At 71.5% G+C, this 24,041-nt stretch carries 20 protein-coding genes and 1 riboswitch; of the genes, 11 read left to right on the top strand and 9 right to left on the bottom strand.

From position 1 onward, the window contains the following. Positions 1-17 precede the first annotated feature (17 nt). Genes WMF36_RS06800 through WMF36_RS06790 form a run of 3 tightly spaced genes read right to left on the bottom strand, consistent with a single transcriptional unit; the run spans position 18 to position 3,090 of the window. Positions 18-2,177 carry a heavy metal translocating P-type ATPase gene (locus WMF36_RS06800; protein ID WP_437578784.1) on the bottom strand — a complete coding sequence of 720 codons (2,160 nt, stop codon included), beginning with the start codon at positions 2,175-2,177 and terminating at the stop codon, positions 18-20. A 2-nt stretch (positions 2,178-2,179) separates the two neighbouring features. Next, complete coding sequence (locus WMF36_RS06795; RefSeq protein ID WP_437578783.1) at positions 2,180-2,776, bottom strand: hypothetical protein; 597 nt, start codon at positions 2,774-2,776, stop codon at positions 2,180-2,182. A gap of 53 nt (positions 2,777-2,829) precedes the next feature. Further along, the gene (locus tag WMF36_RS06790; RefSeq protein WP_437578782.1) at positions 2,830-3,090 is read right to left on the bottom strand and encodes a hypothetical protein; all 261 of its coding nucleotides are present in this window, start codon (positions 3,088-3,090) and stop codon (positions 2,830-2,832) included. Positions 3,091-3,720: 630 nt separating this feature from the next. Here WMF36_RS06790 and tssC point away from each other — a divergent pair. The 4 genes from tssC to WMF36_RS06770 all read left to right on the top strand — a co-directional run bounded on the left by tssC (position 3,721) and on the right by WMF36_RS06770 (position 9,824). After that, complete coding sequence (tssC, locus tag WMF36_RS06785) at positions 3,721-5,193, top strand: type VI secretion system contractile sheath large subunit (RefSeq protein ID WP_437578781.1); 1,473 nt, start codon at positions 3,721-3,723, stop codon at positions 5,191-5,193. A 128-nt stretch (positions 5,194-5,321) separates the two neighbouring features. Next, positions 5,322-7,436, top strand: a complete 2,115-nt coding sequence (locus WMF36_RS06780) for a M13 family metallopeptidase (RefSeq protein ID WP_437578780.1) — start codon at positions 5,322-5,324, stop codon at positions 7,434-7,436. 33 nt (positions 7,437-7,469) lie between these two features. Continuing rightward, the gene (locus WMF36_RS06775) at positions 7,470-8,099 is read left to right on the top strand and encodes a glutathione S-transferase family protein (RefSeq protein ID WP_437578779.1); all 630 of its coding nucleotides are present in this window, start codon (positions 7,470-7,472) and stop codon (positions 8,097-8,099) included. A 119-nt stretch (positions 8,100-8,218) separates the two neighbouring features. Then, a riboswitch (SAM riboswitch) is annotated at positions 8,219-8,333 on the top strand. 36 nt (positions 8,334-8,369) lie between these two features. Then, positions 8,370-9,824, top strand: a complete 1,455-nt coding sequence (locus tag WMF36_RS06770) for an aminotransferase class V-fold PLP-dependent enzyme (protein WP_437578778.1) — start codon at positions 8,370-8,372, stop codon at positions 9,822-9,824. A 78-nt stretch (positions 9,825-9,902) separates the two neighbouring features. On the opposite strand, the gene WMF36_RS06765 is transcribed toward WMF36_RS06770, so the two are convergent. Then, positions 9,903-10,925 carry a lipoyl protein ligase domain-containing protein gene (locus WMF36_RS06765; protein WP_437578777.1) on the bottom strand — a complete coding sequence of 341 codons (1,023 nt, stop codon included), beginning with the start codon at positions 10,923-10,925 and terminating at the stop codon, positions 9,903-9,905. Between the two features lie 8 nt (positions 10,926-10,933). Continuing rightward, on the bottom strand, positions 10,934-11,239 hold the full coding sequence (locus WMF36_RS06760; RefSeq protein WP_437578776.1) for a hypothetical protein: 306 nt from the start codon (positions 11,237-11,239) through the stop codon (positions 10,934-10,936). Positions 11,240-11,245: 6 nt separating this feature from the next. Between WMF36_RS06760 and WMF36_RS06755 the strand changes: the two genes are divergently transcribed. Continuing rightward, positions 11,246-12,187, top strand: coding sequence for a serine/threonine-protein kinase (locus WMF36_RS06755; RefSeq protein WP_437578775.1), 942 nt, complete (start codon positions 11,246-11,248; stop codon positions 12,185-12,187). Between the two features lie 90 nt (positions 12,188-12,277). Here the strand turns inward: WMF36_RS06755 and WMF36_RS06750 are convergent, their stop codons facing one another. From WMF36_RS06750 to WMF36_RS06735, 4 genes are all read right to left on the bottom strand, one after another. Next, positions 12,278-13,294 carry a formylglycine-generating enzyme family protein gene (locus WMF36_RS06750; RefSeq protein WP_437578774.1) on the bottom strand — a complete coding sequence of 339 codons (1,017 nt, stop codon included), beginning with the start codon at positions 13,292-13,294 and terminating at the stop codon, positions 12,278-12,280. Between the two features lie 233 nt (positions 13,295-13,527). Then, positions 13,528-14,007: a GNAT family N-acetyltransferase gene (locus WMF36_RS06745; RefSeq protein ID WP_437578773.1), complete on the bottom strand. Its 480-nt coding sequence runs from the start codon at positions 14,005-14,007 to the stop codon at positions 13,528-13,530. A gap of 75 nt (positions 14,008-14,082) precedes the next feature. Continuing rightward, entirely contained in the window at positions 14,083-15,453 is a 1,371-nt protein-coding gene (locus tag WMF36_RS06740) for a multicopper oxidase family protein (protein ID WP_437578772.1), read from the bottom strand. Positions 15,454-15,602: 149 nt separating this feature from the next. Then, positions 15,603-16,106: a response regulator gene (locus WMF36_RS06735; protein WP_437578771.1), complete on the bottom strand. Its 504-nt coding sequence runs from the start codon at positions 16,104-16,106 to the stop codon at positions 15,603-15,605. Between the two features lie 158 nt (positions 16,107-16,264). On the opposite strand from WMF36_RS06735, the gene WMF36_RS06730 reads away from it, so the two are divergent. From WMF36_RS06730 to WMF36_RS06705, 6 genes are all read left to right on the top strand, one after another. Continuing rightward, the gene (locus WMF36_RS06730) at positions 16,265-16,864 is read left to right on the top strand and encodes an NAD(P)H-dependent oxidoreductase (protein ID WP_437578770.1); all 600 of its coding nucleotides are present in this window, start codon (positions 16,265-16,267) and stop codon (positions 16,862-16,864) included. Positions 16,865-17,124: 260 nt separating this feature from the next. After that, positions 17,125-19,158 carry an ABC transporter ATP-binding protein gene (locus tag WMF36_RS06725; RefSeq protein ID WP_437578769.1) on the top strand — a complete coding sequence of 678 codons (2,034 nt, stop codon included), beginning with the start codon at positions 17,125-17,127 and terminating at the stop codon, positions 19,156-19,158. Between the two features lie 73 nt (positions 19,159-19,231). Further along, positions 19,232-20,911, top strand: a complete 1,680-nt coding sequence (locus tag WMF36_RS06720; protein WP_437578768.1) for a glycerol-3-phosphate dehydrogenase/oxidase — start codon at positions 19,232-19,234, stop codon at positions 20,909-20,911. A 721-nt stretch (positions 20,912-21,632) separates the two neighbouring features. Beyond that, a complete protein-coding gene (locus tag WMF36_RS06715) occupies positions 21,633-22,385 on the top strand; it encodes a hypothetical protein (RefSeq protein ID WP_437578767.1) in 753 nt (250 codons plus the stop codon). Next, entirely contained in the window at positions 22,382-23,413 is a 1,032-nt protein-coding gene (locus WMF36_RS06710; protein WP_437578766.1) for a hypothetical protein, read from the top strand. The genes WMF36_RS06715 and WMF36_RS06710 overlap by 4 nt, the downstream gene beginning before the upstream one ends. 168 nt (positions 23,414-23,581) lie before the next feature. After that, positions 23,582-24,040 carry a response regulator gene (locus tag WMF36_RS06705; RefSeq protein WP_437578765.1) on the top strand — a complete coding sequence of 153 codons (459 nt, stop codon included), beginning with the start codon at positions 23,582-23,584 and terminating at the stop codon, positions 24,038-24,040. The last annotated feature ends 1 nt before the right edge of the window (position 24,041 follow it).

Raw genomic sequence — 24,041 nt, 5'->3', positions numbered from 1 at the left:
CCGCGCGCCGCGCCGGCTCACCGCCGCTCGCCGCCGGCGCGGGCCTTCCTGCGCGGCGCCGCCATGAGCGGACGGAGGCCGTTCACGCAGGCGAGGACCGCGGAGCCGTTGTTCATGAGCGTCGCCGCGACCGGGTTGAGGAACCCGGGGATCGACAGCGCGTACGCGACCGCGTTCACGGCGAGGATCATCGAGAAGTTCTGGTGGATGATGCGCATGGCGGCGCGCGAGATGTCGATCGCCTCGACGAGCTTCGACAGGTCGTCCTCCACGAGCACCACGCCCGCCGTCTCCCGGGCGATCTCCGCGCCCGCGGACACGCTGATGCCGATGTCGGCGTACGAGAGCGCCGGAGAGTCGTTGATGCCGTCCCCCACGACCGCGACCGTGCGGCCCTCCTGCGTCAGCCGGCGCGTGATCTCCGCCTTGTCCTCGGGCAGCATCTCCGCGAAGTACCGCGTGATGCCGAGCTCGAGCGAGACCTGCCGCGCCACCTCGCGGCTGTCGCCCGTCAGCATGACGATGTCGTCGATCCCGCGCTCGCGCAGGCTCCGGATGGTCGCGCGGCTCTCGGCCCGGATCGCGTCGCGGTAGGCGAGCGTGGCGACGTGCTGCCCGTCGACGGCGAGGAAGAGGAGCGACTTCGCCGCCGCCTCGAGCGCCCGCTTCGCGCCAACCTCGGCGCGGCAGGGGATGCCGAGCTCCTCGATGAAGCGCGGGCTGCCGAGCTGCACGATCTTGCCGGAGACCCTGGCCTGCACGCCCCGGCCGACGAGGTAGCGGGACTCTTCCCGGTCCGGGATCGACAGCCGCCACGCCTCGGCGAGACGGAGCACGGCCTGCGAGACGGGGTGGGTCTGCCGCGCGGACACCGCGGCGGCGAGCGTCGCCGCCTCGCGCTCGGACAGGGCGTCGTGGACGAGGAAGTCGGTCACCTCGGGGACGCCGGAGGTCAGCGTGCCGGTCTTGTCGAACACCACCGTCGACACCTTCGCGAGCTTCTCGATGTAGGCGCCCCCCTTGATGAGGATCCCGCGCCGCGCCGCGGCGTTCATCGAGGCGAGCACCGTCGTCGGGGCCGAGACGCGCGGGCCGGTGCCGAAGTCGATCGTCAGGATGGCGGACACGCGGCCGAGATCCCTCGTCGCCGCGAGCACGACCGCCGAGCACGCGAGCGCCGGCGGGACGAGCCGGTTCGCCACGACCTCCGCGTAGTTCTGCGCGCGCGTCTCCAGCGCCGGCGCGTTCTCGATGAGCCGCGCGGTGCTCGCGGCGGTCGTGTCGCCGCCGACCCGCTCGGCGCGGACGTACAGCTTGCCGTCCTTGATCACCGTCGCCGCGAAGCAGCGGTCTCCCGGGCCCTTGAGCACCGGCATCGACTCGCCGGTCAGCGTCTGCTGATCGACGAGCCCCTCCCCGTCCGTGACCGTCCCGTCGACCGGGATCACCGAGCCGGTGTAGATGACGAGGACGTCCCCGACGGCGAGCTCGGCCACCGGGATCTGCACCTTCGCGTCGCCGCGGACCACCCACGCAAAATCCTGCTGGTACCCGAGCAGGCCGCGGATCGCGCGCCGGGCGCGCGCCTGGGTGAGATCGCGGATGTGGTCGCCGAGCGTGACCAGCCAGATGATCCCGGCCGCGTTGATGGCGTCGCCGGTCGCCACGGCCGAGGCGATCGCCAGGCTGTCGAGCAGGTCGACGTTGAGCTTGCGCTGCCGCACCACCGAGTCCCACGCCCGCCTGAGGATGGGCGCGGACGTCGCGGCGATGAACGGGTACGCGAGCAGCGGCGAGACGAAGCTGCCGAGCGAGAGGAGCATGCCGGCGCTCGAGAGATAGAGCGGGCGCTTCGCGACGGCGGACGCGCGGCGCGCCTTCCTGGCGTCGCGCGCGGCGCGCAGCGCCCCCCGAGGGGCCGGCGCGGCGGAGGCCGCGGCGGCGGCGCGCGCGATGGCGCCGACGTCGACCTGCCGCGGGTCGTGCTCGACGACGGCGCTCGACGCGCCCTCGGCGATGCGCACGGACAGGACCCCCGGCAGGGCGGTGAGCCCCGCCTCGAGCAGCGGGCCGAAGGCCTCGTCTCGCCCGAGCCGCGGGAGCCGCAAGCGGACCCTGCCGGAGATCGCGTGGACTACCGAGACCGGCTCGGTCCCGCTCGGCGGAAGCGCTGCCATGGTCACCCCGTCTCGCCGCCGGTGGGCGCGCCCGCGCCCGCGCCCGCGAAGAAGCCCTGGATGCGGGCGTGATTCAGGACCACGAAGGCGTCGACTCCATACTTGATGAGCGTGATCCAGTGGGGCATGCCCGAGGAGCGCCCCATCATCACCTGGAGCACCCCCGAGCCGACGAGGAGCGCCGGCACGAGGAGCTTGAGGTCGACGTGCTGCGGCGGGACGACCTGCGACGCCGAGTTCAGCCGGTCCGCGGCCTTGACCACGAGGCGCGCCGTCCGGTCGGGGCTCGGCGGCTCGGCGGGCGCGGCGCAGTGCGACGGCGGGGGCGTGAGGGAATCGAGCGGATGACAGCCGCAGTCCGAGAGCTCCGGGATGAGCGCGAGCTCGGAGAGGACGGCCTCCAGCGCGACATCGGGCTCGTGCTCGACCGTGAGGCTCCCGGCCCACGCGCTCCCCCGCGCGTCGACGACGCTCGGGCAGGCGCGCGCCATCTCCGCGATCTCCGCCGCCCTCGACGGATCCCTGCGCAGCGCGGGGACGCCGAGGCGCACGCGCCCTGGAACCCTGTGAATGATGAAGACCCCTCGATCGCTCGGCATGGCTCACCTCCCGGTCCCGGCCGGCGAGGCCGGGTCACCGGAACCCCCTCTCGTCAGCTCGCGGGCGGATCCATCCCGTCGTGCGCGGACGCCTGCGCGCCGCCGGTGCCGGCGCGCTGCTCTTGCCGGGCCATCTCCTCCCTCACCTCGGCGATGAGGTCGGCGAGCCGCTCCTTGCCCTCGCCGAGCGCGCCCTTGACCGCGGCGGCGGCGACGAAGCCGAGCCGCATGGCCCTCTTGACGGTCGGACGGGTGATCCTTGTCAAGCTGGCGAGTCCCACGCCGATGATGATGCCAAACCCGACGCGTACCATCGCCCCTCCTCTCCTCGAAATCCACGACCGGCGGCGCGCGACGGCGCGCCGATGGTAGACAGAGAATTCGAACCACAGAGACAGAGAATTCGAACCACAGAGACAGAGAATTCGAACCACAGAGAAACAGAGGACACAGAGAGATAGACAGAAGATGTGCTCTGTCCCTCCGTGTCCCTGCGGCTGATTTCCCCGGGTTTTTGGCTGTTCGGAGCGCTAGCGACGCGCGGTGTCGGCGCTGCGCGGCCACGACCGGGACGGGCGCCGTCGCGAAGGCGACGGCCCCGGATCCGGGAATGTGGGAGGGCGCCTTCGCGCGAAAACCCCTGCTTCCGCGGCTTCCGTGAGAGCACCCACACATGATTTGTAACACTGTAGTCGCTCGATCGCCATGTACATTTCATGTCCACTCGACGCTTCGTTTGCGTGCTTGCGTGCTTGCGTGCTGACGGAGCGCTCTGCACCGTTCCGCGCGGGCGTCCAAGGGGCGCCGCTCCGTCACGTCGTCACGTCGTCACGTCGATGCGCGATCGGGGCGCGGGAGGGCGGGGCGCGCCCGGGACCGCGCCGCGCGCGGGCGCCGGCTGTCCATCGCTTCCAGCCGGCGAGCGACCGTGGTAATTTGTGGACATGCAAGCGGGGCAGCACGAAGAGCCGGCGAAGGAGAGCAGCGGCTCTCTCCTCGCGGAGCTCCTGGCGGAGACAAGGATCTCCCCGGCCAACGAGGCGTACCGGGACATGAAGCGCGGCGTGAAGGCCGCGCTGGACAAGGCGGCCGGCCGGCCCGACGCCGGCGCGGCGCTCGACAATGCGCTGATCGACCTGTGGATCGCGGAGATCGACCAGCGGCTGTCGCGCCAGATCGACGAGATCCTGCACCACCCGGTGTTCCAGCGGCTGGAGGCCGCGTGGCGCGGCCTCAAGTTCGCGGTCGATCACATCGACTTCCGCGAGAACATCCGGGTCGAGGTCCTCAACTGCTCGAAGGACGACCTGCTCGCGGATTTCGAGGACTCGTCCGAGCTCGTGAGGAGCGGCCTTTACAAGATCGTCTATTCGTCCGAGTTCGGCTCCTTCGGCGGCAAGCCGTTCGCCGCCGTCGTCTCGAACTACGAGTTCGGCCCCGGACCCCAGGACATCGCGCTCCTCCAGAAGTGCGCGGCGGTGGCGACGATGGCGCACGCGCCCTTCCTGGCCGTCGCGGGCCCGCAGTTCTTCGGGCTGACGGACTACCGGAAGGTGCCGCACCTCGGCGACATCAAGGCGCTCTTCGAGGGGCCGCAGTACGTGAAATACACAGCGTTCCGCGAGTCCGAGGACGCCCGCTATGTGGGCCTGCTCCTCCCCCGCTTTCTCCTGCGCCTGCCCTACGGGGCGAGCACCGTCCCGGTCAGGGCGTTCTCCTACGAGGAGGACGTCGTCGGCAACCACGCGGCGTACTCCTGGGGCGCCCCCACCTACGCGATGGCGACACGGCTCGCCGAGAGCTTCGCGCGCCACCGCTGGTGTCTGCACATCATCGGTCCGCAGTCGGGCGGCACGGTCGAGGGGTTCACGCTCCACGAGTACGAGGCGCTGGGCGCGATCCAGACGAAGATCCCGACCGAGATCATGCTGACCGAGCGCCGCGAGTTCGAGCTCAGCGAGGAGGGCTTCATCGGGCTCACGTTCCGCAAGGACACGGACAACGCCTGCTTCTTCTCCGCGAACTCGGTGCAGAAGGCCAAGTACTTCGGGCAGAGCGACGAGGGGCGCGCCGCGGAGATCAACTACCGGCTCGGCACGCAGCTGCCTTACGTGTTCCTCGTCAGCCGGCTCGCCCACTACCTCAAGGTGATGCAGCGGGAGCAGATCGGTACGTGGAAGGAGCGCGGCGACCTCGAGCGCGAGCTGAACGCCTGGCTCAGCGGGTATGTCGCGGACATGGATGTCGTGTCGCCCGCCGTGCGCTCGCGCAGGCCGCTCCGCAAGGCGCGGACCCTGGTGAGCGAGGTGGAGGGGAGCGCGGGCTGGTACCGGGTGCACCTCGAGGTGCGCCCGCACCTCAAGTACATGGGGGCCTACTTCACCCTGAGCCTGATGGGGAAGCTCGACCGGGAGTGAGGCCGGCCGCGTTCCGGGCGAAAGAGAAGGCGGCAAAGGCGGCGAAGGTGAAGGCCGGTCGACATCGCTGGACCCGCGCGGCCGGCGGTCCATGTCCGCGCAGCCGGCGGTCCATGGTAGAGCGCCGCATGCGCACGCAACGACCGCTCGCAGCTCCCCTCGCGATCACCCTGGCCCTCTCTGCGCTGCCGGCCTGCGGCCCGGCCGCGGGCCCGCCGCCGGCGCCCCCCTCCGCCGCGGCCAGGACGGCGGCGCCGCCTGCGCCGCAGGGCCTCCCCGTGGTCGAGACGAAGCTCACGAACGTCGGGCTCGACGAGGCCGCGCTCGACCGCTCGGCGAGCCCCTGCGAGGACTTCTACCAGTTCGCCTGCGGCGGATGGCTGGCCAAGGCGGAGATCCCGGGCGACGAAGCCTACTGGATGCGGAGCTTCAACGAGATCGAGCGGCGCAATGAGGCGGAGCTCCGACGCATCCTCGAGGAGGCCGCGCAGGCCGGCGACCGGGATCCGGTGAGCAAGAAGATCGGGGCCTACTACGGCTCGTGCATGGACGAGGCCGCGGTCGAGGCCGCCGGCGCGAAGCCCATCGCAGATCTCCTCGCGAAGGCGCGGCGGGTGCGCGACCCGAAGGGCGTCGGGGCGCTCGTCACCGAGCTCCACAGCCGCCGTATCTGGGCGCTCTTCGACATCGCCTCTGCGCAGGACATGAAGGACGCGACGCGCGTCATCGCCCAGCTCGACCAGAACGGGCTCGGCCTGCCGGACCGCGACTACTACGTCAACGAGGACGACAAATCGAAGGCCATCCGCAAGACCTACGAGGAGCACGTCGCGCGCATGATGCGGCTCGCCGGGGCGCAGGAGCCCGCGGCGAAGGCGGCGGCGCTCGACGTGATGCAGATCGAGACCGAGCTCGCGAAGGCGTCGAAGACGCGGGTCGAGCGGCGGGACCCGAAGGGCCTCTACAACAAGCTGGACCGGGCGGCGCTCGCGAAGGCAGCGCCGGAGTTCCCCTGGGACGCGTACTTCCAGGGGCTCGGCCGCCCGGACGTCAAGGAGGTGAACGTGACCTCGGTCCGGTTCTTCGAGGGGCTCTCGCGGCTGCTCAAATCGGCGAAGCCCGCCGCGTGGCAGAATTACCTGGCGTGGCACGTGGTGCGCTCCAGCGCGCCCGCGCTGACCAAGGCGTTCGTCGACGAGAGCTTCACGCTGCAATCGGCGCTGACCGGGCAAAAGGAGGTCCGGCCGCGCTGGAAGCGCTGCGTGGACGCGACCGATAACGCGCTCGGCGAGCTGCTCGCGCAGCCGTTCGTCAAGACGAGCTTCCCCGGCGAGAGCAAACCCGCGGCCGAGGCGATGGTGCGCGAGGTCAGCGACGCATTCGCGCGCGAGGTGCGGGCGCTCGACTGGATGGATGAGGGCACGCGGCAGCGCGCCCTCGCCAAGCTCGGCGCGATGGCGTACCTCATCGGGTATCCCGACAAGTGGCGGACGTACGATTTCGAGGTCGATCCGAGATCGTACGCGAAGAACGCGCTCGCGGCGCGCGCCTTCCACACGCGGTGGGATCTCGGGAAGATCGACAAGCCGGTCGATCGCGACGAGTGGCAGATGAGCCCGCCCTCCGTGAACGCTTATTACGATCCGCAGCGCAACCACATGGTCTTCCCCGCCGGCATCCTGCAGCCGCCGTTCTACAGCGTGACGTCGGGCGTGGCGGTGAACCTCGGCGGCATCGGCATGGTGGTCGGGCACGAGCTCACGCACGGGTTCGACGACGAGGGCTCGCAGTTCGACCAGAAGGGCAACCTGGAGGACTGGTGGTCGAAGGAGGTCGCGGCGGCGTTCAAGGCGAAGACCGGCTGCGTCGAGGCGCAGTACTCGGCCTACGAGGCGCTGCCGGGGCTGAAGCTGAACGGCAAGCTGACGCTGGGCGAGAACATCGCGGATCTCGGGGGGCTGAAGCTCGCGTTCATGGCGTACCGCACGATGCGCAAGGGCGCGGCGGAGCAGACGGTCGCGGGCGGCTTCACGGAAGATCAGCAGTTCTTCCTGGCGCACGGGCAGGCCTGGTGCGGCAAGATGCGCGACGAGGCGCTCCGGCTCATGGTGCAGGTGAACCCGCACTCCCCGCCGCGCTTCCGCGTGAACGGGCCGCTCGCGAACCTCCCGGAGTTCGGCGAGGCCTTCAAGTGCGCGTCCGGCACGCCGATGCGACCGGCCAAGACGTGCACGGTCTGGTAGCCGCGCACGGCGTTCTTGGTTAGAGGAGGAGCCATGATCCTGATTGGCCAGTACGACTCGCCGTTCGTGCGCCGCGTCGCCGTGGCGCTCCAGCATCACGGGCTCGCGTACGAGCACCGCCCGTGGTCGGTGTGGGCCGACGCGGAGTCCATCGCGAAGCACAACCCGCTCCGGCGCGTCCCGGTGCTCGTGACGGATGGCGGGGAGTCGCTCGTGGAGAGCGCGGCGATCCTCGACGCCCTCGACGACATGGTGGGGCCCGAGCGCGCGCTCCTGCCGCCCTCCGGCGAGGCGCGCCGCGCCGGGCTGCGTGTGTGCGCGCTCGCCACGGGCCTCGCGGACAAGGCGGTGAGCCTGCTCTACGAGCACGTGCTGCGCGCGGGCGACCGCCGCAGCCCGGTCTGGGTCGAGCGCTGCGCCGCGCAGATCTCCGAGACGCTCGAGCTGCTGGAGCGCGAGCGCGCCGCCCGGAGCGGCGACTTCTGGCTCGGCGCCTTCAGCCACGCCGACATCGCGGTCGCCTGCGCGCTGCGCTTCCTCGGCGAGGCGCACCCGGCCATCGCCGACGCCGCGAGGCGGCCGGCGCTGGCCGCGCACGCGGCCCGCTGCGAGGCGCTCCCGGTGTTCGCGGCGGTGGTCCAGCCCCTCCACGTCGCCGTGTAGCCCCGGCCGCCTCCACGTCGCCGTGGAGCCCCGGCCTCGGTGGTGGGGTCATTGAGCGAGCCGCTGCGCTGTCGCGCAGGCCCTTGCCACGAGGCAGCCATCGAGGTACTGTGTGCGCAGGTCATGAGCGCCAGCGCGTAGCCCCGGCTCGCTGGCCGACAACCCTCCGAACCGCGGTGGGGTGTCCCGGGTGACGACCTGGCCGGCCGCATGAGCGGCTGGCAAGCGCGGACTCTGGTCGCCCGGAGTCTCCTGGACTCGTGAGGTGATATGTCGTTCGCTCCCGTCGTGGATTGGCGTCCTGCTGCGGCCGTGCCGGCGCCGCCCGCAATCGGCGCTCTTCCTTTACCCGTCGTCGGTGGGGACCTCACCGTGCCGCTCGTCACCGGCGAGCAGGTGGGTTATGTGAACCTCGATTACGCGGCGAGCGCCCCGTGCCTCCGCGCGGTGCTCGATGCGGTCACAACGCTGTTGCCCTGGTACAGCAGCGTGCATCGCGGCGCGGGGTTCGCGTCCACGGTCACGACCGAGCTCTATGCCGCCGCTCGCCGGGAGGTGGGCGATTTCGTCGGAGCGCGCGCCGAAGATACGGTGGTGTTCACGAGGAACACGACCGATGCGCTCAACCTGCTCGCCGCGGCGCTGCCCGAGGACACGACGGTGGTGACCTTCGCCTCGGAGCACCACGCGAATCAGCTGCCGTGGCGGCGTGGTCGGTCCATTGTCCTGCCGGTGCCCGCGAGCGCGGACGAGGCGATCGCGCGGGCCGACGACGCCCTGCGCGGCGTCTCCTCGCGCCACGGGCTGCTCGCCGTGACGGGGGCCAGCAATGTCACGGGCGAGCTGTGGCCGCTTTCGGAGCTCGCCGCTGTGGCCCATCGCCGCGGGGCGCGGGTGGCCGTGGATGCGGCCCAGCTCGCGCCCCACCGCGCGATCGATCTCGACGCGCTCGGGGCCGACTACCTCGCGCTGTCCGGCCACAAGCTCTATGCCCCATTCGGCGGCGGCGTGCTGGTCGGTCGCGGGGACTGGCTCGACGCCGGGCGCCCTTACCTCGCCGGCGGGGGCGCCGTCCGGCGCGTCACGCTCGATGGTGTCGAATGGGCGAGCGGCGCGCCGCGCCACGAGGCCGGCACCCCCAATGTCGTTGGCGCGGTGTCGCTGGCCGCGGCTTGCCGTGCGCTCGGCGAGATCGGCATGTCCGCCGTGGCGGCGCACGAGGCGACATTGCTCGACCGGGTCACGCGCGGCCTCCGCGCGGTGCCGGGCGTCGAGCAGCTCGCGATGTGGGGCCCCGCGAGCCCGCGAATCGGCGTCGTGACGTTCAATGTGCGGGGCTTCCATCCCGGCGTGGTCGCCGCGGCGCTGAGCGCCGAGCACGGCATCGGCGTCCGCGACGGCTCGTTCTGCGCGCACCCGCTCATGAGCGCGCTCGCCGGGGCGCATGCGCCGGAGGTGTCCGGAGGCGCGGCGGTGCCCGGCGCGGTGCGCGTGAGCTTCGGCGTCGGCACCAGCATGGCGGACGTCGATCGATTCCTCGGCGCGCTCACCGATCTCGTCGCCCGGGGTCCCCGCTGGCGCTATCGCGTCGACGGAGGACGGCACGTTCCCGAGCCGGATCCGCGCCCCCGCCCTGCGCTGGCCGGCCTCCTCGCCGGGGGCACGACCGGCGCAGTGCATGGGCTCCTGGCGAGCGATCTCGCGCCGTGCCAGGCGCTGGCCTGAGGCGGGCGGCCTGCGCAGCAGCAGACTGCGCAGCAGCAGACTGCGCAGCAGCAGACTGCGCAGCTCGACGCCAGCTGCTCAGCCCACCTCGACGTCGTGGGCGACGCGCGGGTGGCATGCTCCGCCGTCGCGCTCCGCCGAGAGTGCGCGCTGCGCGAGTGTGCGCAGGTCGGAGAGGCTGGCCCCCTCGAGCGGCAACGTCCCGGCATCCGGGGACGCAGGGGCCGCGCCCCGGCCGAGATCCTCCAGGAGCCAGCGCGCCGCGAGGACATCGCCGCCGAGCCATGCGCGCGCCGGCGCCTCGCCGAGCGCCGCGGCCTCGATCCAGCCGATCGGCACGCGCGCGAGCACCGCGGCGCCGGCGCCCGGCGGCACCGGGTCGTCGGGCGCGGAGATGGGCTGGAAGCGCTCGGCGGCGAGCTCCGGCGCCTCGCCGGCGTCGACCAGCGGGAGCGCCGCGCGGAGGGCGATCGCCTCGACGACGGCGCGCGCGAGCTCCTCGAGCGAGACGCGCGCCGGGAGGACCTCGGAGAGCGCCGCCGGCGCCTTGCCCAGCCAGCGATCGACGGCGCGCTCGTCCGGGGCCGCGAGCTCCGCGGGGATCGCGAGCGGCGCGTCGTGGCCTGCGAAGACCTCGATGAGGACCGCGCCGTCCCGCGTGGCGTCGACGCCGAGCCATGCGGCGGGGCGGTGCTGGAGCGCGATCCACTCGCGCCCGCCGTAGTGCGCCGGCGCGCCGGCGCGGGCGAAGCCCTTGAGGAAGCCGCGCACGTTGCGGTTCAAGAGCGTCCGGGCGGTGGCGTCGGGCGCGAGCGCGGCCACGTGCGGCAACGCCAGCGTCCAGAGGACGCCGCGCCCGCCGAGGAACGCCGCGGTGCCGGTCGTGGAGCGCCGCAGGACCGGCGCGCCGCGCGCAGCGCAGGCCGCGAGGTCGACCACGCGCGCGGCGCGCTGGACCGCCCCGAGCACCACGGCGGGGCCCTCGACGAGGCTTGCGGCGATCCACGGGGCCTCCGGGGCCGAACGGGCGCGCGCGAGCAGGGCCGGGCCGAGCGCGAGCGCGTCCGCGAGAGGGCGGTGGACCGGCGGGAGGGAGCGCATGACAGCCATCATGTAGTCTCCTCGGCGCCGAGCGACGCCTCCTCGGCGCCGAGCGACGCCTCCTCGGCGCCGAGCGACGCCTCCTCGGCGCCGAGCGACGCCTCCTCGGCGCCGAGCGACGCCTCCTCGGCGCCGAGCGACGCCTCCTCGAGCGGCGCCTCCTCGAGCGGCGCCTCCTCGGCGCGGCGCGCCGCCGCCCTCGCGCCGCGCGGCGAGGCCCTCTTCTGGGCCCAGGGACGCGGCCCGCGCGCCGAGCGACTCGGCCGGAGCCGCCGCCCAGACGAGACCCCGCGGGGCGATGCCGGTGATACCATCGCCCCATGGTGACCGAAGAGGAGCTCGCAGAGCAGCGCGTCGGCAGGCGGATCGGCCCATGGGCGGTGGAGAGCGTCCTCGGGGTCGGCGGCATGGCGAGCGTCTTCTTCTGCCGCCGCGCCGATGGGTGCGTGGCGGCGGTCAAGGTCCTGCACGCCGAGCTCGCCGGCATCGACGAGGTGCGCAAGCGGTTCCTGCGCGAGGGGCCGATCGGGAACGCGCTGGCCGCCGTCGCGCCGCTCTGCGATGGCTTCCCCCAGGTGCTGGAGTCCGGCGCAACCGACGACGGCGCGGTCTACATGGCCATGGAGGTGCTCGAGGGAGAGACGGTGTTCGACCGCATGGTCCGGCACGGGACGCTCCCTGTCGGCCAGGTGATCGCGCTCGCCGAGCGGGTCCTCGACGTGCTGACCGTGGCGCACGACCACGGCATCGTTCACCGCGATCTCAAGCCCGAGAACCTGCACATCGGCAACGACGGGCGCGTGCGGGTGCTCGATTTCGGCCTCGCGCGCGTGCTCGACCCGCTGCTCGAGGACGTCGCCGGCGTGCCGGAGATGACGAAGACCAGCACGGGCGTGTCGATCGGCACCGACGACTACATGGCGCCCGAGCAGGCCCTGGGCCTCATCCGCGAGATCGACGGCCGGACCGACCTGTTCGGCCTCGGCGCGACGATGTTCCGCCTGCTCGCGGGCCGCACCATCCACGGCAACCTGAGCGACGCGCACCTGCTCATCGCCGTCGCCACCGAGAAGGCGCCGCCCCTCGCGCAGCACGCCCCCACGGCGCCGCCGGGGCTGTGCGCCGTCGTGGACCGCGCCCTCGCCTTCCTCAAGCAGGAGCGGTATCCCGACGCGCGGATGATGCGCGCCGACCTCGCCGCGGTGCGCGCGGGGCGCGAGCCACCTTATGCGACGGCCGCCGCGAGGGCGCGAGGCCAGTAGCGCTTCGTCCAAGGACGAATTCGCGGTGGCGAACCGTCGCTGTCCTCGGGGTGTCGGGGGTGCCTGACGGCGGATGGCAGCCCTGCTCGCTCACGGCTCCCGCGCGCACCGGACCCCGATGCCGATCGCGCGGGTCGCCGGGGGGCGGTGGTCGCGGGTGGAGAGGAGCAGCGCCTCCGCGGCGCTGCGCCAGCCGCCGCCTCGCATCACCCGTTCCGTGCCGCCCGTCGTGACGGCGCAGTCCACGCAGTCGGGCGGGTAATCTCCATGCCAATCCAGCGTCCACTCCCACACGCCCCCCGACAGGTCCGCTTGTTTGAACAGCCCGTCTCCCTGCGGTGACTTCGATCCGACCGGCAGGACGTCCTCGATCACGCACCCCGCCGCATCGCTGCCATTGCAGGCATACACCGCGTGGTCCCGATCGAGGGTCTCATCGTCCGCCGAGGTGGACCACGGATACGGACGCTGCTCGGCGCCGCCGGCCGCCGCGTAACCCAGCTCCGCCTCCGTCGGCAGTCGACCGCCGTCCCACGCGCAGAACGCAAACGCCATGTACCAGCTCACGCAGTTCATCGCGAAACGCTCGTTCGCGCCGGGCTCGTCCGTCCACACCCACGCCGTCTCCTCCGAATCGCAGAAAAGCCCTTTCAGGAGCTCCTCCCGGTCCGGCGGCAGCCGGTCTTCCCACTCCGCATCCCACCCGCTGCCCGGGATCCGCGGGTGCGCGCCGGCGCCCGCTGCTGGCCGGCTCCCGGGATATGCGTCCACGAACGCCCGGAACCGCCCCAGCGTGACCTCGAACCGATCCAGCCCGAAGTCGCTCACCGTGGCCGGGAAAGCCGGGTCGTTGCTCCGGTTGGACGTACCACCGGTCACCAGCTCGCTCGCGCAGCAGCTCTCGTCTGCCGTCGGCCCGCACGTCGCAGGCAGCCCGACGCAGCGACTGCCGGTTACCACGCCGCCGCCGCTGCCACCGTCACCGCCGCCGCTGCCGCCCTGTTCCTCTATCGGATGATAGGGCTTGTCCAGCCCGACGATCGTCGTGCACCCGACGCCCGGCAGGCACAGCGCCGCCCACAGCCATCGCGCAGATCTCTTCCTCATGCTCCTGCCTGTCTTACCGAGGCGACAGAGAGGAATCAACATAAAGGAGCGGAGACGACATGAGTGGATGAACAAGGTCACGCTGTCTCCCCCACCTTCCCGCCTTCATGCCTTCCTGCTCGATGGCTATTTCACCCCGCAGATCGTGCAGCCGTGGACTCCGCCGATGTAGAGCGCATCGAATTCTGAAGCCTGCTTTGTGACCAAAGCGACCATGCCCCTTGGCCCGGACCTCAGCCGAGGTGCTTTCTCATGCTCAGGCTCGTGACCCGGTAGCCGAGCGACTCGTAGAGCCGGCGCGCCCGCGAGTTCTGCGCGAAGACGTGGAGCTCGATATCCCGCGCGCCCAGGCCGTGGGCGGCCTCCTCGGCGAGCGCCATGACCCGGCGCCCGAGGCCCCGGCCGCGGGCATCTTCACGCAGGTGGATATCGTAGATGAACGCGCTTCGAAACCCGTCCACGTGGGTCACCCCGATCCAGAGATGACCGACCGCAGCATTCCCCTCCAGAACCGAATAGAGGTGGTGGTCGGGGGTGGCGAGCCCCTGCGGCAAGAGCGCCTCCACCTGGGAGCGCGCGTTGCGCTGCGCGTCCTCCGTCCGTGCGTCCATGGCGCTCGCGCGCTCGTCCGCATACGAGCAGACCACGAGCTCGACGAACGCATCGAGCTCGGTGACATCGATCGACCGCAAGGCGACGGGCAGCTCAGGCATGCCGCCAGCTTACCACCGGAAGACACCTCGGTTCCACCGCCCCCCGGCCGGAGCAGCCCATCCGGTCCGGCGCCATCACCGCACGACGTTCAGCATCCCCATCATGCCGGCATCGGCGTGGTCGAGGATATGGCAATGGAACATCCACATTCCCGGCCGGTTGTCGTAACGGACCACGAAGCGCGCCCCGCCGTCGACAGGCACGTTCACCGTGTCCTTCCACTCCAGCGGCCTCACCGGCTTCCCGCCTTCGCCGAGCACCTGGAAGAAGAAGCCGTGCAGGTGGAACGGGTGATCGAAGTCCATCGTGTTCTCGACGGTCCACACCGACGTCTCGCCCACCGCCGCCACGAGCGGCTCCGCCTCCCACGAGGCCACGCCGTTGATGCCCATCACCACGTCGCCCGGCCCCTCCCGCAGCGTCAGCTTCAGATCGACGCGCGTCGCCCCCGCCGTCTCGAGCGCCCCGATGGCCCGCGCGACCTCGGGGAGCGGCTCGTCCTCGGCCGCGGGCTCGTCCGCGAGGCGGAGGCGGAAGGCCTCGACCTCGGGCCTCCCGAAGGTGGCGCCATAGCCGCGATCGTAGGGCACCCAGCGCACCGAGAGCGTCGAGCCCGGCGCGCCGCGCGGCGCCACCAGCACGTCGGCGCGCTCGCCGGGGGTGAGCAGGATCATCTCCGTCTCGACGGGGTGCTCCATGAGCCCGCCGTCACCGCCGATGCGCGTGAAGCGGTGATCCGTGAGCGCGAGCTGGTAGTAGCGGGACCTGGCCGCGTTGACGATGCGCCACCGCTGCCTGAGCCCGGCGCGCGCCTCGATCACCGGGTTCACCCGCCCATTCACGAGCAACAGGTCGCCCTCGCGCCCGAACAGCGTGCCCAGATTGCCGCCCACGTCCGGGTCCTCGAGCGTGCCGTCGTCGCGCACGGTGATGTCGCTGAGCACGAGGACGAGCTCGTCGCCGAGCGCCGCAGGCTCGCCCGGATCCTCGACCAGCAGCGGGCCGTAGAGGCCGTTACCCGACTGCACGGCGGAGTCGACGTGCGGGTGATACCAGGTAAGCCCCGCGTCGGGGACGATGAAGTCGTAGGTGAAGCTGCCGCCCGGCGGCGTCTCGGCCTGGCTGTGCCCGGGCGCGCCGTCCATCTCCGCCAGCAAGCGCACGCCGTGCCAGTGAACCGTGGTGGGCGCCGAGAGCTCGTTGCGGAAATTCACGATCACGCGATCTCCCACCCTGGCGCGGATCAGCGGGCCCGGCAGCCCGCCGTCATACGTCCAGGCGGGCGTCCTCTTGCCGGGCACGATCTCCAGCTCCTCGACGCGCGCGGTCAGATCGACCTCGACCACCTCCGGCCTGGCGTCGAGATCGACCGCCGGCCGCAGCGCCACCGCGCTGTCCCACCCCTCGGGCTGAGCTGGAGGATCGGTCGCACAGCCGATCGTCACGACAGCAAGCAAAGGGCTCAGGAAAAGAACAAGAGGACGCTCGTACAGCATGGAGTGGGGACGGATCTTACCACCACCATGATTTCCATGGGAGATTTCAACGGGTTATCGACAGGATCTCTCGCTCCTCCTCACGTCAGCGCGACCCGTCAGACATAGCGCCCCACCGCGTCGAGCAGCGCGACGAGATCGACAGGCTTCTTCAGGATGTCGACGGGTCCGAGCTCGGCCGCGCGCGGCGCCGCCCCCGCCGTGAGCACGACCACCGGGACATCGGCGATCGCGGGGGTGCGCAGCTGCTCCGCGCGGAACGCGTAGCCGTCCATCACCGGCATCATCAGATCGAGCACGATGAGCGCCGGCGCCGGCATATCGCGGAGCCTGGCCAGCGCCTCGGCGCCGTTCGCGGCCGTCATCACCGCGTAGCCCTCATCCGACAGCACACCCGCGAGCGCTTCGCTGACGCCCTGGTCGTCCTCGATGATGCAGATCGTCCGCGGCCGCGCGGGGCCGCCCGCCACGACGCCTCGCCCGGACGCGCGCGGCAGAAGCGGCGGCGCGACGGACGGAGCGCCCGGCTCCACGTCGCCCTCCCGCTCGGGACCGCGCGGGGCACCCTCGCTGTCGCCCGAGCGCGGTCCGTTCGTGTCCACCGAGGACCCATAAAACCTTCCGCCACAGTGCGCAATTTGAATTGCGCCGCAGCGCGCGGCGCGTGCGGACGGATCGCTCGCGACGAATCCCGCAGGAGGGTACGCGCAGCGAGCTCGTCAGAAGCGGCGAGGTGCGCTCCGGGCGCGAGGACGGCGGTATGGGCGCTGCATACCCCCCGACCGTGAACGTGGCCGTGATCTTCTATTCCCTCTACGGCGACACGGCCGCGCTCGCCGCCGCGGTCGCGGAGGGCGCCGAGCAGACCGGGGCGACCGTCCGGCTCCGGCAGCTCGCCGACCTCGCGGCGCCGCAGGACCGCTGGAGGACGGGTGAGCGGATCCGTGCGACCCGCGAGCACCTCGCCTCCGTCCCGCTGGCGCGCCGCGACGACCTCCTCTGGGCGGACAGCATCGCCTTCGGCTCGCCTGCGCGCTATGGCACGATGAGCGCCGAGCTCCGGCGCTTCCTCGACGGAGCGAGGCAGCTCTCGGGCGATCTCGCCGGCAAGGTGGCGTCGGTGTTCTGCTCGCCCTCTCCGGTCGAGGGGGCGCAGCGCGCGGCGCTCCAGGCGATGATCGTCTCCCTCCTCAACCATGGAGTCCTGATCCAGCCCCCCGCCCGCGCCGAGATGGATCCGGCGAGCAGGGCAGCGCGGCGCGACGGCCCGACTCGAGCGAGCCCGGACGAGCTCGATCTCGCGCCGGCGCGCGCGCTCGGCCGCCGCCTCGCGCTGGCCAAACAACGGACGCGCGGGTAGGCGCGGAGAGCCGGCCGCGCCGCCGGTCTGTGCCGTGACCGCGTCGCCGCGATGAGCCCTGGAGTCCCGGACAACCGCGCAGCAAATCAGCAGGAGCTCACCGGCTCCCCGGCACAATGCAGCGAGCGCAGCCGCGATGGGCTGTTACACCTGCGCTCATACCTCGCTACTGGTCGGAACCGATGGACCTTCAGGCAAGACCTGATCCCGGGCCGCCGGCGGCCACGTCAACCGTGGACAGGAAGAGAGCGCAGCGAACCATGAGCGCACAGGCTCCGCGCAAGAGCTACCACCCTCCGCCGCGGCGCGAAGGCAGGAACAGGTCATCGAAGCGTTCTCCGGCGATGGCCGCAGAGCGGAGCCGCGCCCCGAGCCGCTCGGCCGGCGAGGCGCGGCTCCGGTTCTTCCTCCGCGTGGGCGCCTATTTCAAGGGCGAGTGGGCGCGCCTCGGGGCGCTCTCCTTGCTGGTCTGCGTCTCCATCGCGATCAGCCTCCTCCAGGTGTGGCCCGTCGCCGTGATCGTCGATCTCATCTCGAGCGGGTCGCGCAACGAGGGCTTCATCCATCGCCTCCTGCTCGCGCCGCTCCCGGACAGCCTGCTCGGCCGCGTGCTCGGGCTCGCGGCGATGACGCTCGTCCTCCGCGTGGCGCAGGAGTGCGTGGGCATGGGCCGCACCCTGCTCAACTTCCGCATCGGCTACGGCGGGCTCACGCGCGTGCGCTGCGACGTGTACCGCAAGCTCCAGGCGCTCCACATCGGCTATCACCGGGCGCAGCCGCAGGGGGACGCCCTCTACCGGCTCAACCAGGACGCCGCCGGGTTCCACGGCATCCTCAACGTGGCCGTCGCGGTGCTGGGGAGCGCGCTGACCCTCGCGGTGATGATCTGCATCATGGCCTCGCGCAGCCTGACGCTCACGCTGATCGCGCTCGCCGTCGTGCCGCCGCTCCTGCTCACGAACGCGCGGTTCGGGCGCGCGCTGCGCACGAAGTGCACCGAGGCGAAGGAGGTCGAGAGCCAGCTCACGACGTCCGTGCAGCGCTCGATGGCGTCGATCGGCCTCGTCCAGGCGTTCGGCCGCGAGGCGGACGAGGAGGCGCGCTTCGACGCGACGCTGCGCAACAGCGTGAAGGCGTGGCTCAGGCTCCACCAGGACGAGCTCCGCCACACGCTCGCCGTGGGGTCGATCCTGGGGCTCGGCATCGCGCTGGTGCTCGGCTACGGCGGCTCCCTCGTCGTCGAGGCCCGGACGGGCGCGGGCGAGTCCAGCATGACGCTGGGCGCGCTCACGGCGTTCCTCGGCTACCTGGGCATGCTCTACGACCCGCTCTGCAAGCTGACGGGCGCCGGCGCCGCGGTGCAGGGCGGCGTCGCGGGCGCGCAGCGCGTCTTCGAGGTGCTCGACCGCGATCAGGCGGTGATCGACCACCACGACGCGGCCGCGCTCCCGCCCGAGCCGCGCGTGCTCTCGCTCGACGCGGTCGGGTTCGAGTACCGCCCGGGCCACCCGGTGCTGCGCGGGGTCGACGCGACGATCCGGCCGGGCGAGATGGTCGCGTTCGTGGGCTCGGTCGGCGCCGGCAAGACGACGCTGCTCAGCCTGCTGCCGCGCTTCCACAACCCGACGCACGGCGCGCTGCGGCTCGACGGGATCGACACGCGCGCGGTCCGCGTGGCCGATCTGCGCCGTCACATCTCGCTCGTCCTCCAGGACAGCATCCTCTTGCCGACGACGATCGCGGAGAACATCGCCTACGGCCGCCCCTCCGCGACCGACACGGAGATCCGCAAGGCGGCCGAGATGGCGGGGGCAGCGGGCCTCATCGAGGCGCTGCCGGACGGCTACGGCACCCAGATCGCCGACGGCGGGCTGAACCTGTCGGCCGGCCAGCGGCAGCGCATCGCGATCGCGCGCGCGCTGCTGACGGACGCGCCCATCCTGGTGATCGACGAGCCGACCGACGGGCTCGACGCCGAGCACGAGCGGACCATCGGCGAGTCGCTGCGCGCGCTGAAGGGCCAGCGGACGATCGTCCTCATGAGCCACCGCCTGAGCACGATCGTCGACTGCGATCAGATCTTCGTGATGGAGCGCGGCCGCATCGTCGAGCACGGCGCGCACGAGGAGCTCCTGCGGCGGGGCGGCGTCTACACAAAGATGGCGCGGTGGCAGCACCTGCACACCGGCCACGCCGGCGCGCCGAGGAGCAGCCCGCGCCGCGCCCACCCGATGCCGTCGCCCGACGCGCTGCGGGACGACGACGGCCTGTGGGCCGAGGGCCTGATGGGCTGAGCCGGACGGCGCGGCGAAGACGTGATAGAGCTCCGGCTGCGCGCCCACCGCGCCTCACGCCGGATCGCCATCGATGCTGCGGGCCACGAACATCGACAGCTTGAGCCGCGAGACATTCGACGTCCTCGTCCTCGGCGCCGGGATCAACGGCGCCGTCGCCGCCTCGGCCCTCGCCGCGAAGGGCGCCAGGGTCGCGCTGATCGACCGCGGCGACTTCGCCGGATTCACCAGCCAGGAGTCGTCGAACCTCGCCTGGGGCGGCATCAAGTACATGGAAAGCTTCGAGTTTCCGCTCGTGCGGAAGCTCTGCAAATCGAGGAACCTCCTCCTCAGGAGCTATCCGTCGGCGGTGCAGGAGATCCGGTTCTATACCGCGCACGAGCGGGGCTTCCGCCACGGCCTCTTCAAGCTGTTCCTCGGCACCTGGCTCTACTGGATCATCGGCAGCTTCTTCACGAAGATCCCCCGCCTGCTCTCCCGCCGGGCGATGGCGCGGGAAGAGCCCATCATCCACCTGGACGGCTGCGACGGAGGATTCGAGTACTCCGACGCGTACCTCGTCGACAACGACGCGCGGTTCGTCTGGGGCTTCGTCCGCGCCGCGCTCGACCACGGCGCGCGGGCGGCGAACTACGTCGAGTCGCTCGGCGCGCGGCGCGAGGGGGACGCGTGGCTCACGCGCGCCCGCGACGTCGTGTCGGGCGAGGAGCTCACGATCCGCTCTCGCGTGCTCGTGAACGCCTGCGGGCCGTTCGTGGACGCGCACAACGGGCTCACGGGCCAGCGGACGAGCCACAGGCACATCTTCTCGAAAGGCATCCACCTCATCGTGGCTCGGCTGACCCCGAGCCGGCGGGTGCTGACGTTCTTCGCGGACGACGGCCGGCTGTTCTTCGTGATCCCGATGGGCCCGAGGACGTGCATCGGCACGACCGACACCCGGGTCGAGGGCCCGCACGCCGCGGTGACGCCCGAGGATCGGCGCTTCGTGCTCTCGAACATCAACAAGCGGCTCGACCTGCCGCGGCCGCTCCGCGAGGCGGACATCATCGCCGAGCGCTGCGGGGTGCGCCCCCTCGCGGTCGAGGACGGCGGCGGCGGCGAGGACTGGCTGCAGCTCTCGCGCAAGCACGCCATCGAGGTGAACCGCGCGCAGGCCCACGTGAGCATCTTCGGCGGCAAGCTCACCGACTGCATCAACGTGGGCGACGAGATCTGCGCCGCCGTGCAGGAGCTCGGCGTCGCGCTGCCCCGCCCGGCGCAGCGCTGGTACGGCGAGCCGGGCGAGGAGGTTCGTCAGGAGTTCTTCCGAAGAGCGCGCCTCCTCGACCTCGACGCGCTGACGCCGCAGAGCTCCTCCGAGGAGCTCAGCGCGCGCCTGTGGCGCCGGTATGGCGCGCAGGCGCTCGAGCTGCTCGAGGAGATCCGGAGCGACCGGAGGATGGCCGACGCGCTTGTCGAGGGGGCGGAGGACGTGCGGTGCGAGATCGCGTACGCCGCGCGGCGCGAGATGGTCGTGAAGCTCGAGGACCTCCTGCGGCGGCGCACGAAGATCGCGCTCCTCGTCCGCCGCGACGAGCTCGCGAGGTCGCCCGGCCTCCGGGAGGCGAGCCGGATCCTGTTCGGGGACGACGCCGACCGGCGTCTGGAGGAGTACTTCCAGGACCACGGCGCCCGCCAGCCCGCGGAGGGGATTCCTGTGTTGAACAAGCCCCCACCGGCGCCCTCCCGTCGCCAGGCGGATCCCACGTAGACCGCCGCCGAGGAGATCCGGGCGCCGCGATCCTCCGGGACCGTGGCAGTTCGAGCGCCTGGTTCCATCCTGGCGATGGGAGGGTGGGCGCACGCACGGATTCCACTGCCGGTGCGTGACCAGGTGAAGTGTTCGGGCATCACGTGCCCCATCGCTCCACATGTAGGTCGACGAGGCCGAATGGTTCGCGGCAATCGCGGTTGCCAGCGCTTGATTCCGCCGGGCAGAGCGCCGCCACACGCGGGCGCACAACAGGTGAGAGGGCGAGGCGCGACATCGAGCTCAGAGACAGGGGCACGTGTCAAGCGCGCATCCGAGCACCTTTCGTAAGCGGCCACGCGGGCGTGGGCCGCGCCGGCGCTCCCTGGCCGGTGCAGGGGCCGCCCGGGTGTTGTTCCCCTCTCCAAGATCCACGTTTGGCCACGCTCGTTCGGAACACAGGGCCACCTCCTAGGGCGCTTGACAGGGAGGGTTAGCCGTCGGCTACGCTGTCTACTACGATGACCAGGAGGGCATGAGGCGGGTGGAAAGAACACGCAGCCGCGCCACGCGGGGAGGTCGGTCGGCGATCGGGCGGGCCTTGAAGCACCTCGCAACTCCAGCGCGGATCGCGCACCGTTGGATGTCGCCTCGTGCGCGGCCCAGCAACCACCTGGCAGCTCCTGCTCGGCCCGGGGCATTTCGCCACATCCTCGTGGTTCTCGCCGCCTGGGCTCGGCTCGTGAAGGCCCGATGCCTGCCTCGCCGGGCCATCCAGCCCCGGCGCGCGCCGTCGGTCCTGCTCACGGCGGCGCTGCTCCTCGGGATCTGCCTCCTGCTGCTCAGTCCACCGAGCACGGCCGGCCCCGATGCCACGCTCTATGTCTATGCCGTGACGCCGCTCCGCGCTCGGGCGCTCGAGCAGAAGATCGAGGAGTCGATGCCCGGCGTCGACGTCACGGTGTTTGGCAAGCTGAGCGATTTCAAGACGGCGCTGGAGACGAGCCCGCCGAGCGCCGCGCTCTCGCCGAGGCCGGTCCTGGCCTCGCTCAATCGGAACGCCGACCTCCAGGGCCTGAAGGCGGGGAGCGACGCGGAACAATACCTCCTGGTCTCGACGAAATCGCTGACCAGGGACATGCTTTTATCCCTCAGGTACGGGATGATCGACCTGGTCGAACGAAAAGCGCTCCCGAAGTTCGTCGCCGGGCTGCTCGGCGTGAGCGACGCGCCGGAGGTCCGGCGCGTCACGAAGATCGAAGATCTGCTGCAGCTGCTCCAGTTTCAAACGGCGGACGCGGTGCTCCTTCCCGAGCGATTCCGCTCCGATTTCGAGTCCAAGAGCAAGATGCACTTCACGATGCTGAGCCTCTCGACGGCCAAGGTCGGGCTCGTGGCCGTCACGTTCCTGAGCGATCGCCAATTTATCGAGGGCGCGATCCGGAAGCTCCCAAGACACGTGCTGGCGGATCTGGGGGTGGACGAATGGAAATGAAGTCAACGCGTCCCCGCTGCCCGCGCTGGCTCTGGCGCGCCTCCGCCCTCCTGGGCCTCTCGCTGATCCTGAGCTGCTCGTCCGGCCCGGCCCCCCAGGTCGCCAGCGATCCGGCTCCGCTGTCCGAGACGCCGCCTCCGAACGGGAAGCCCGTCATCTCGATCATCGCTCCCTCGGACTCGCAGCTCGACGACATGCTGAAGTCGCTCCGCGTCGAGCTCTCCGATGAATACCGCGTCACCATCTCCCCGCTGCGCGTCGAGGAGTCGAGCCCCGAGATCGTGGGGCGGATCGTCGCGCGAGATCGCCCGCGGGCGGTGGTGCTGGTCAACAACTCGACCGTGCTCCTGTATCGCAACTGGGCACGCAGCGCCCCGGCGCCGCCGGTCGCGCTGATCCTGATGGCGTCCTTCGCGGAGGAGCTCCAGCGCACCGTCCCCAACTCGGTGGCGATCTCGTACGAGGTGCCGGCGGTCACGGCCATGGTGGGCCTGCGCACGCTGGGGCTCGACGTCCGCCGGGTAGGCGTCGTGTACCGCCAGGGGTTCGCCAGCCACATCGCCCGGCAAGAGACCCTCATGCAGGTGGAGAAGCTGACCTTCGTGAGGCAAGAGCTCTCGAACAAGCCACGTGTCCAGGACCTCCGCGCCGCGCTGGTACACCTCCAGCGCGCCGAGGTTGACGCGATCTGGCTGCCGAACGACAATGGCCTGCTGAGCCCGACGTTCTTGACCCACGTCTGGCTCCCGTACGTGGATCGGCTCGGCGCGCCGGTGGTCGTGGCCGTGCGCTCGCTCGTGAACGAGCACGCGGAGTTCGGCACCTTCGCGGCCATCCCCGACACGCAGGCGCTCACGGTGCAGGCGGCGGATTTCCTCTACGAGCTCGCGGACGCGGACTGGAAGCTCCGGGCGTCGGATGTCCGGCTGCCCATCTCCGTGAAGCGCCTGGTCGACGTGCGGCTCGCGCGGCGCTTCGGCCTCGATTCAAGCCAGTTCGGACAGGTCGATTTTCTCGTCGGGCGGTGAACGGGTGCCGGGGAGGACTGGAGACGCCATGCAGTTGCCTTTTCAACCGGAACCAGGGCCCCGATGCTGCGGGGCGGCTCGCGCGCTGGAGCGCCCGGGCCCGGGCTCGCCCCCCTCGTTACGAGGGGAGCATCGCGGACGTGGCCGGCGGTCCTGGAGGGCGCTCCCATGATCCGGGTGCTCGTGATTGACGACGACGAGATCGCCCGCGAGGCGATGTGCGCCGTCCTGGTCAGGGCTGGCTTCTGCGTCTTCGAGCTGGCCACGCCCATCGGCGCGACGTCGGTGATCAAGCGAGACGGCATCACCGTGGTCGCGCTCGACATCAACATGCCGACCATCAACGGCGACAAGCTGGCCAAGCTGCTCCGGGAGAACGCGCAGCTCGCGAACCTCGGGATCGTCCTTGTCTCCGGCTGCGAGGTCGAGCAGCTGAGCGCGCTCGGCCAGAAGGTCGGCGCCGACGGCATCGTCTCGAAAGCCAGGCTGCACGCCGACCTGGCGCCGGCGGTCGAGCGCGCGGCGGCCGCGCGCTCCGCGAAGACCGGCCCGCCTTCGTCCGCGGCGTCCGCATCCGCGACGCCTGTCCCCTCGGGCCCCCCGTCCTCGTCATGGCGCCCGCGTTGAA

The sequence above is a fragment of the Sorangium sp. So ce887 genome (genome assembly GCF_051521455.1).
Lineage (GTDB): Bacteria > Myxococcota_A > Polyangia > Polyangiales > Polyangiaceae > Sorangium.
Note: the sequence above shows the minus strand (reverse complement) of the source record. Positions and strands in the feature narration are given on the sequence as shown.

Bases quoted from the DNA above. Each gene is read 5' to 3' on its own strand.
- WMF36_RS06800 (WP_437578784.1), bottom strand. From the start codon at position 2,177: ATGGCAGCGCTTCCGCCGAGCGGGACCGAGCCGGTCTCGGTAGTCCAC.
- WMF36_RS06795 (WP_437578783.1), bottom strand. From the start codon at position 2,776: ATGCCGAGCGATCGAGGGGTCTTCATCATTCACAGGGTTCCAGGGCGC.
- WMF36_RS06790 (WP_437578782.1), bottom strand. From the start codon at position 3,090: ATGGTACGCGTCGGGTTTGGCATCATCATCGGCGTGGGACTCGCCAGC.
- tssC (WP_437578781.1), top strand. From the start codon at position 3,721: ATGCAAGCGGGGCAGCACGAAGAGCCGGCGAAGGAGAGCAGCGGCTCT.
- WMF36_RS06780 (WP_437578780.1), top strand. From the start codon at position 5,322: ATGCGCACGCAACGACCGCTCGCAGCTCCCCTCGCGATCACCCTGGCC.
- WMF36_RS06775 (WP_437578779.1), top strand. From the start codon at position 7,470: ATGATCCTGATTGGCCAGTACGACTCGCCGTTCGTGCGCCGCGTCGCC.
- WMF36_RS06770 (WP_437578778.1), top strand. From the start codon at position 8,370: ATGTCGTTCGCTCCCGTCGTGGATTGGCGTCCTGCTGCGGCCGTGCCG.
- WMF36_RS06765 (WP_437578777.1), bottom strand. From the start codon at position 10,925: ATGCGCTCCCTCCCGCCGGTCCACCGCCCTCTCGCGGACGCGCTCGCG.
- WMF36_RS06760 (WP_437578776.1), bottom strand. From the start codon at position 11,239: ATGGTATCACCGGCATCGCCCCGCGGGGTCTCGTCTGGGCGGCGGCTC.
- WMF36_RS06755 (WP_437578775.1), top strand. From the start codon at position 11,246: ATGGTGACCGAAGAGGAGCTCGCAGAGCAGCGCGTCGGCAGGCGGATC.
- WMF36_RS06750 (WP_437578774.1), bottom strand. From the start codon at position 13,294: ATGAGGAAGAGATCTGCGCGATGGCTGTGGGCGGCGCTGTGCCTGCCG.
- WMF36_RS06745 (WP_437578773.1), bottom strand. From the start codon at position 14,007: ATGCCTGAGCTGCCCGTCGCCTTGCGGTCGATCGATGTCACCGAGCTC.
- WMF36_RS06730 (WP_437578770.1), top strand. From the start codon at position 16,265: ATGGGCGCTGCATACCCCCCGACCGTGAACGTGGCCGTGATCTTCTAT.
- WMF36_RS06725 (WP_437578769.1), top strand. From the start codon at position 17,125: ATGAGCGCACAGGCTCCGCGCAAGAGCTACCACCCTCCGCCGCGGCGC.
- WMF36_RS06720 (WP_437578768.1), top strand. From the start codon at position 19,232: ATGCTGCGGGCCACGAACATCGACAGCTTGAGCCGCGAGACATTCGAC.
- WMF36_RS06710 (WP_437578766.1), top strand. From the start codon at position 22,382: ATGAAGTCAACGCGTCCCCGCTGCCCGCGCTGGCTCTGGCGCGCCTCC.
- WMF36_RS06705 (WP_437578765.1), top strand. From the start codon at position 23,582: ATGATCCGGGTGCTCGTGATTGACGACGACGAGATCGCCCGCGAGGCG.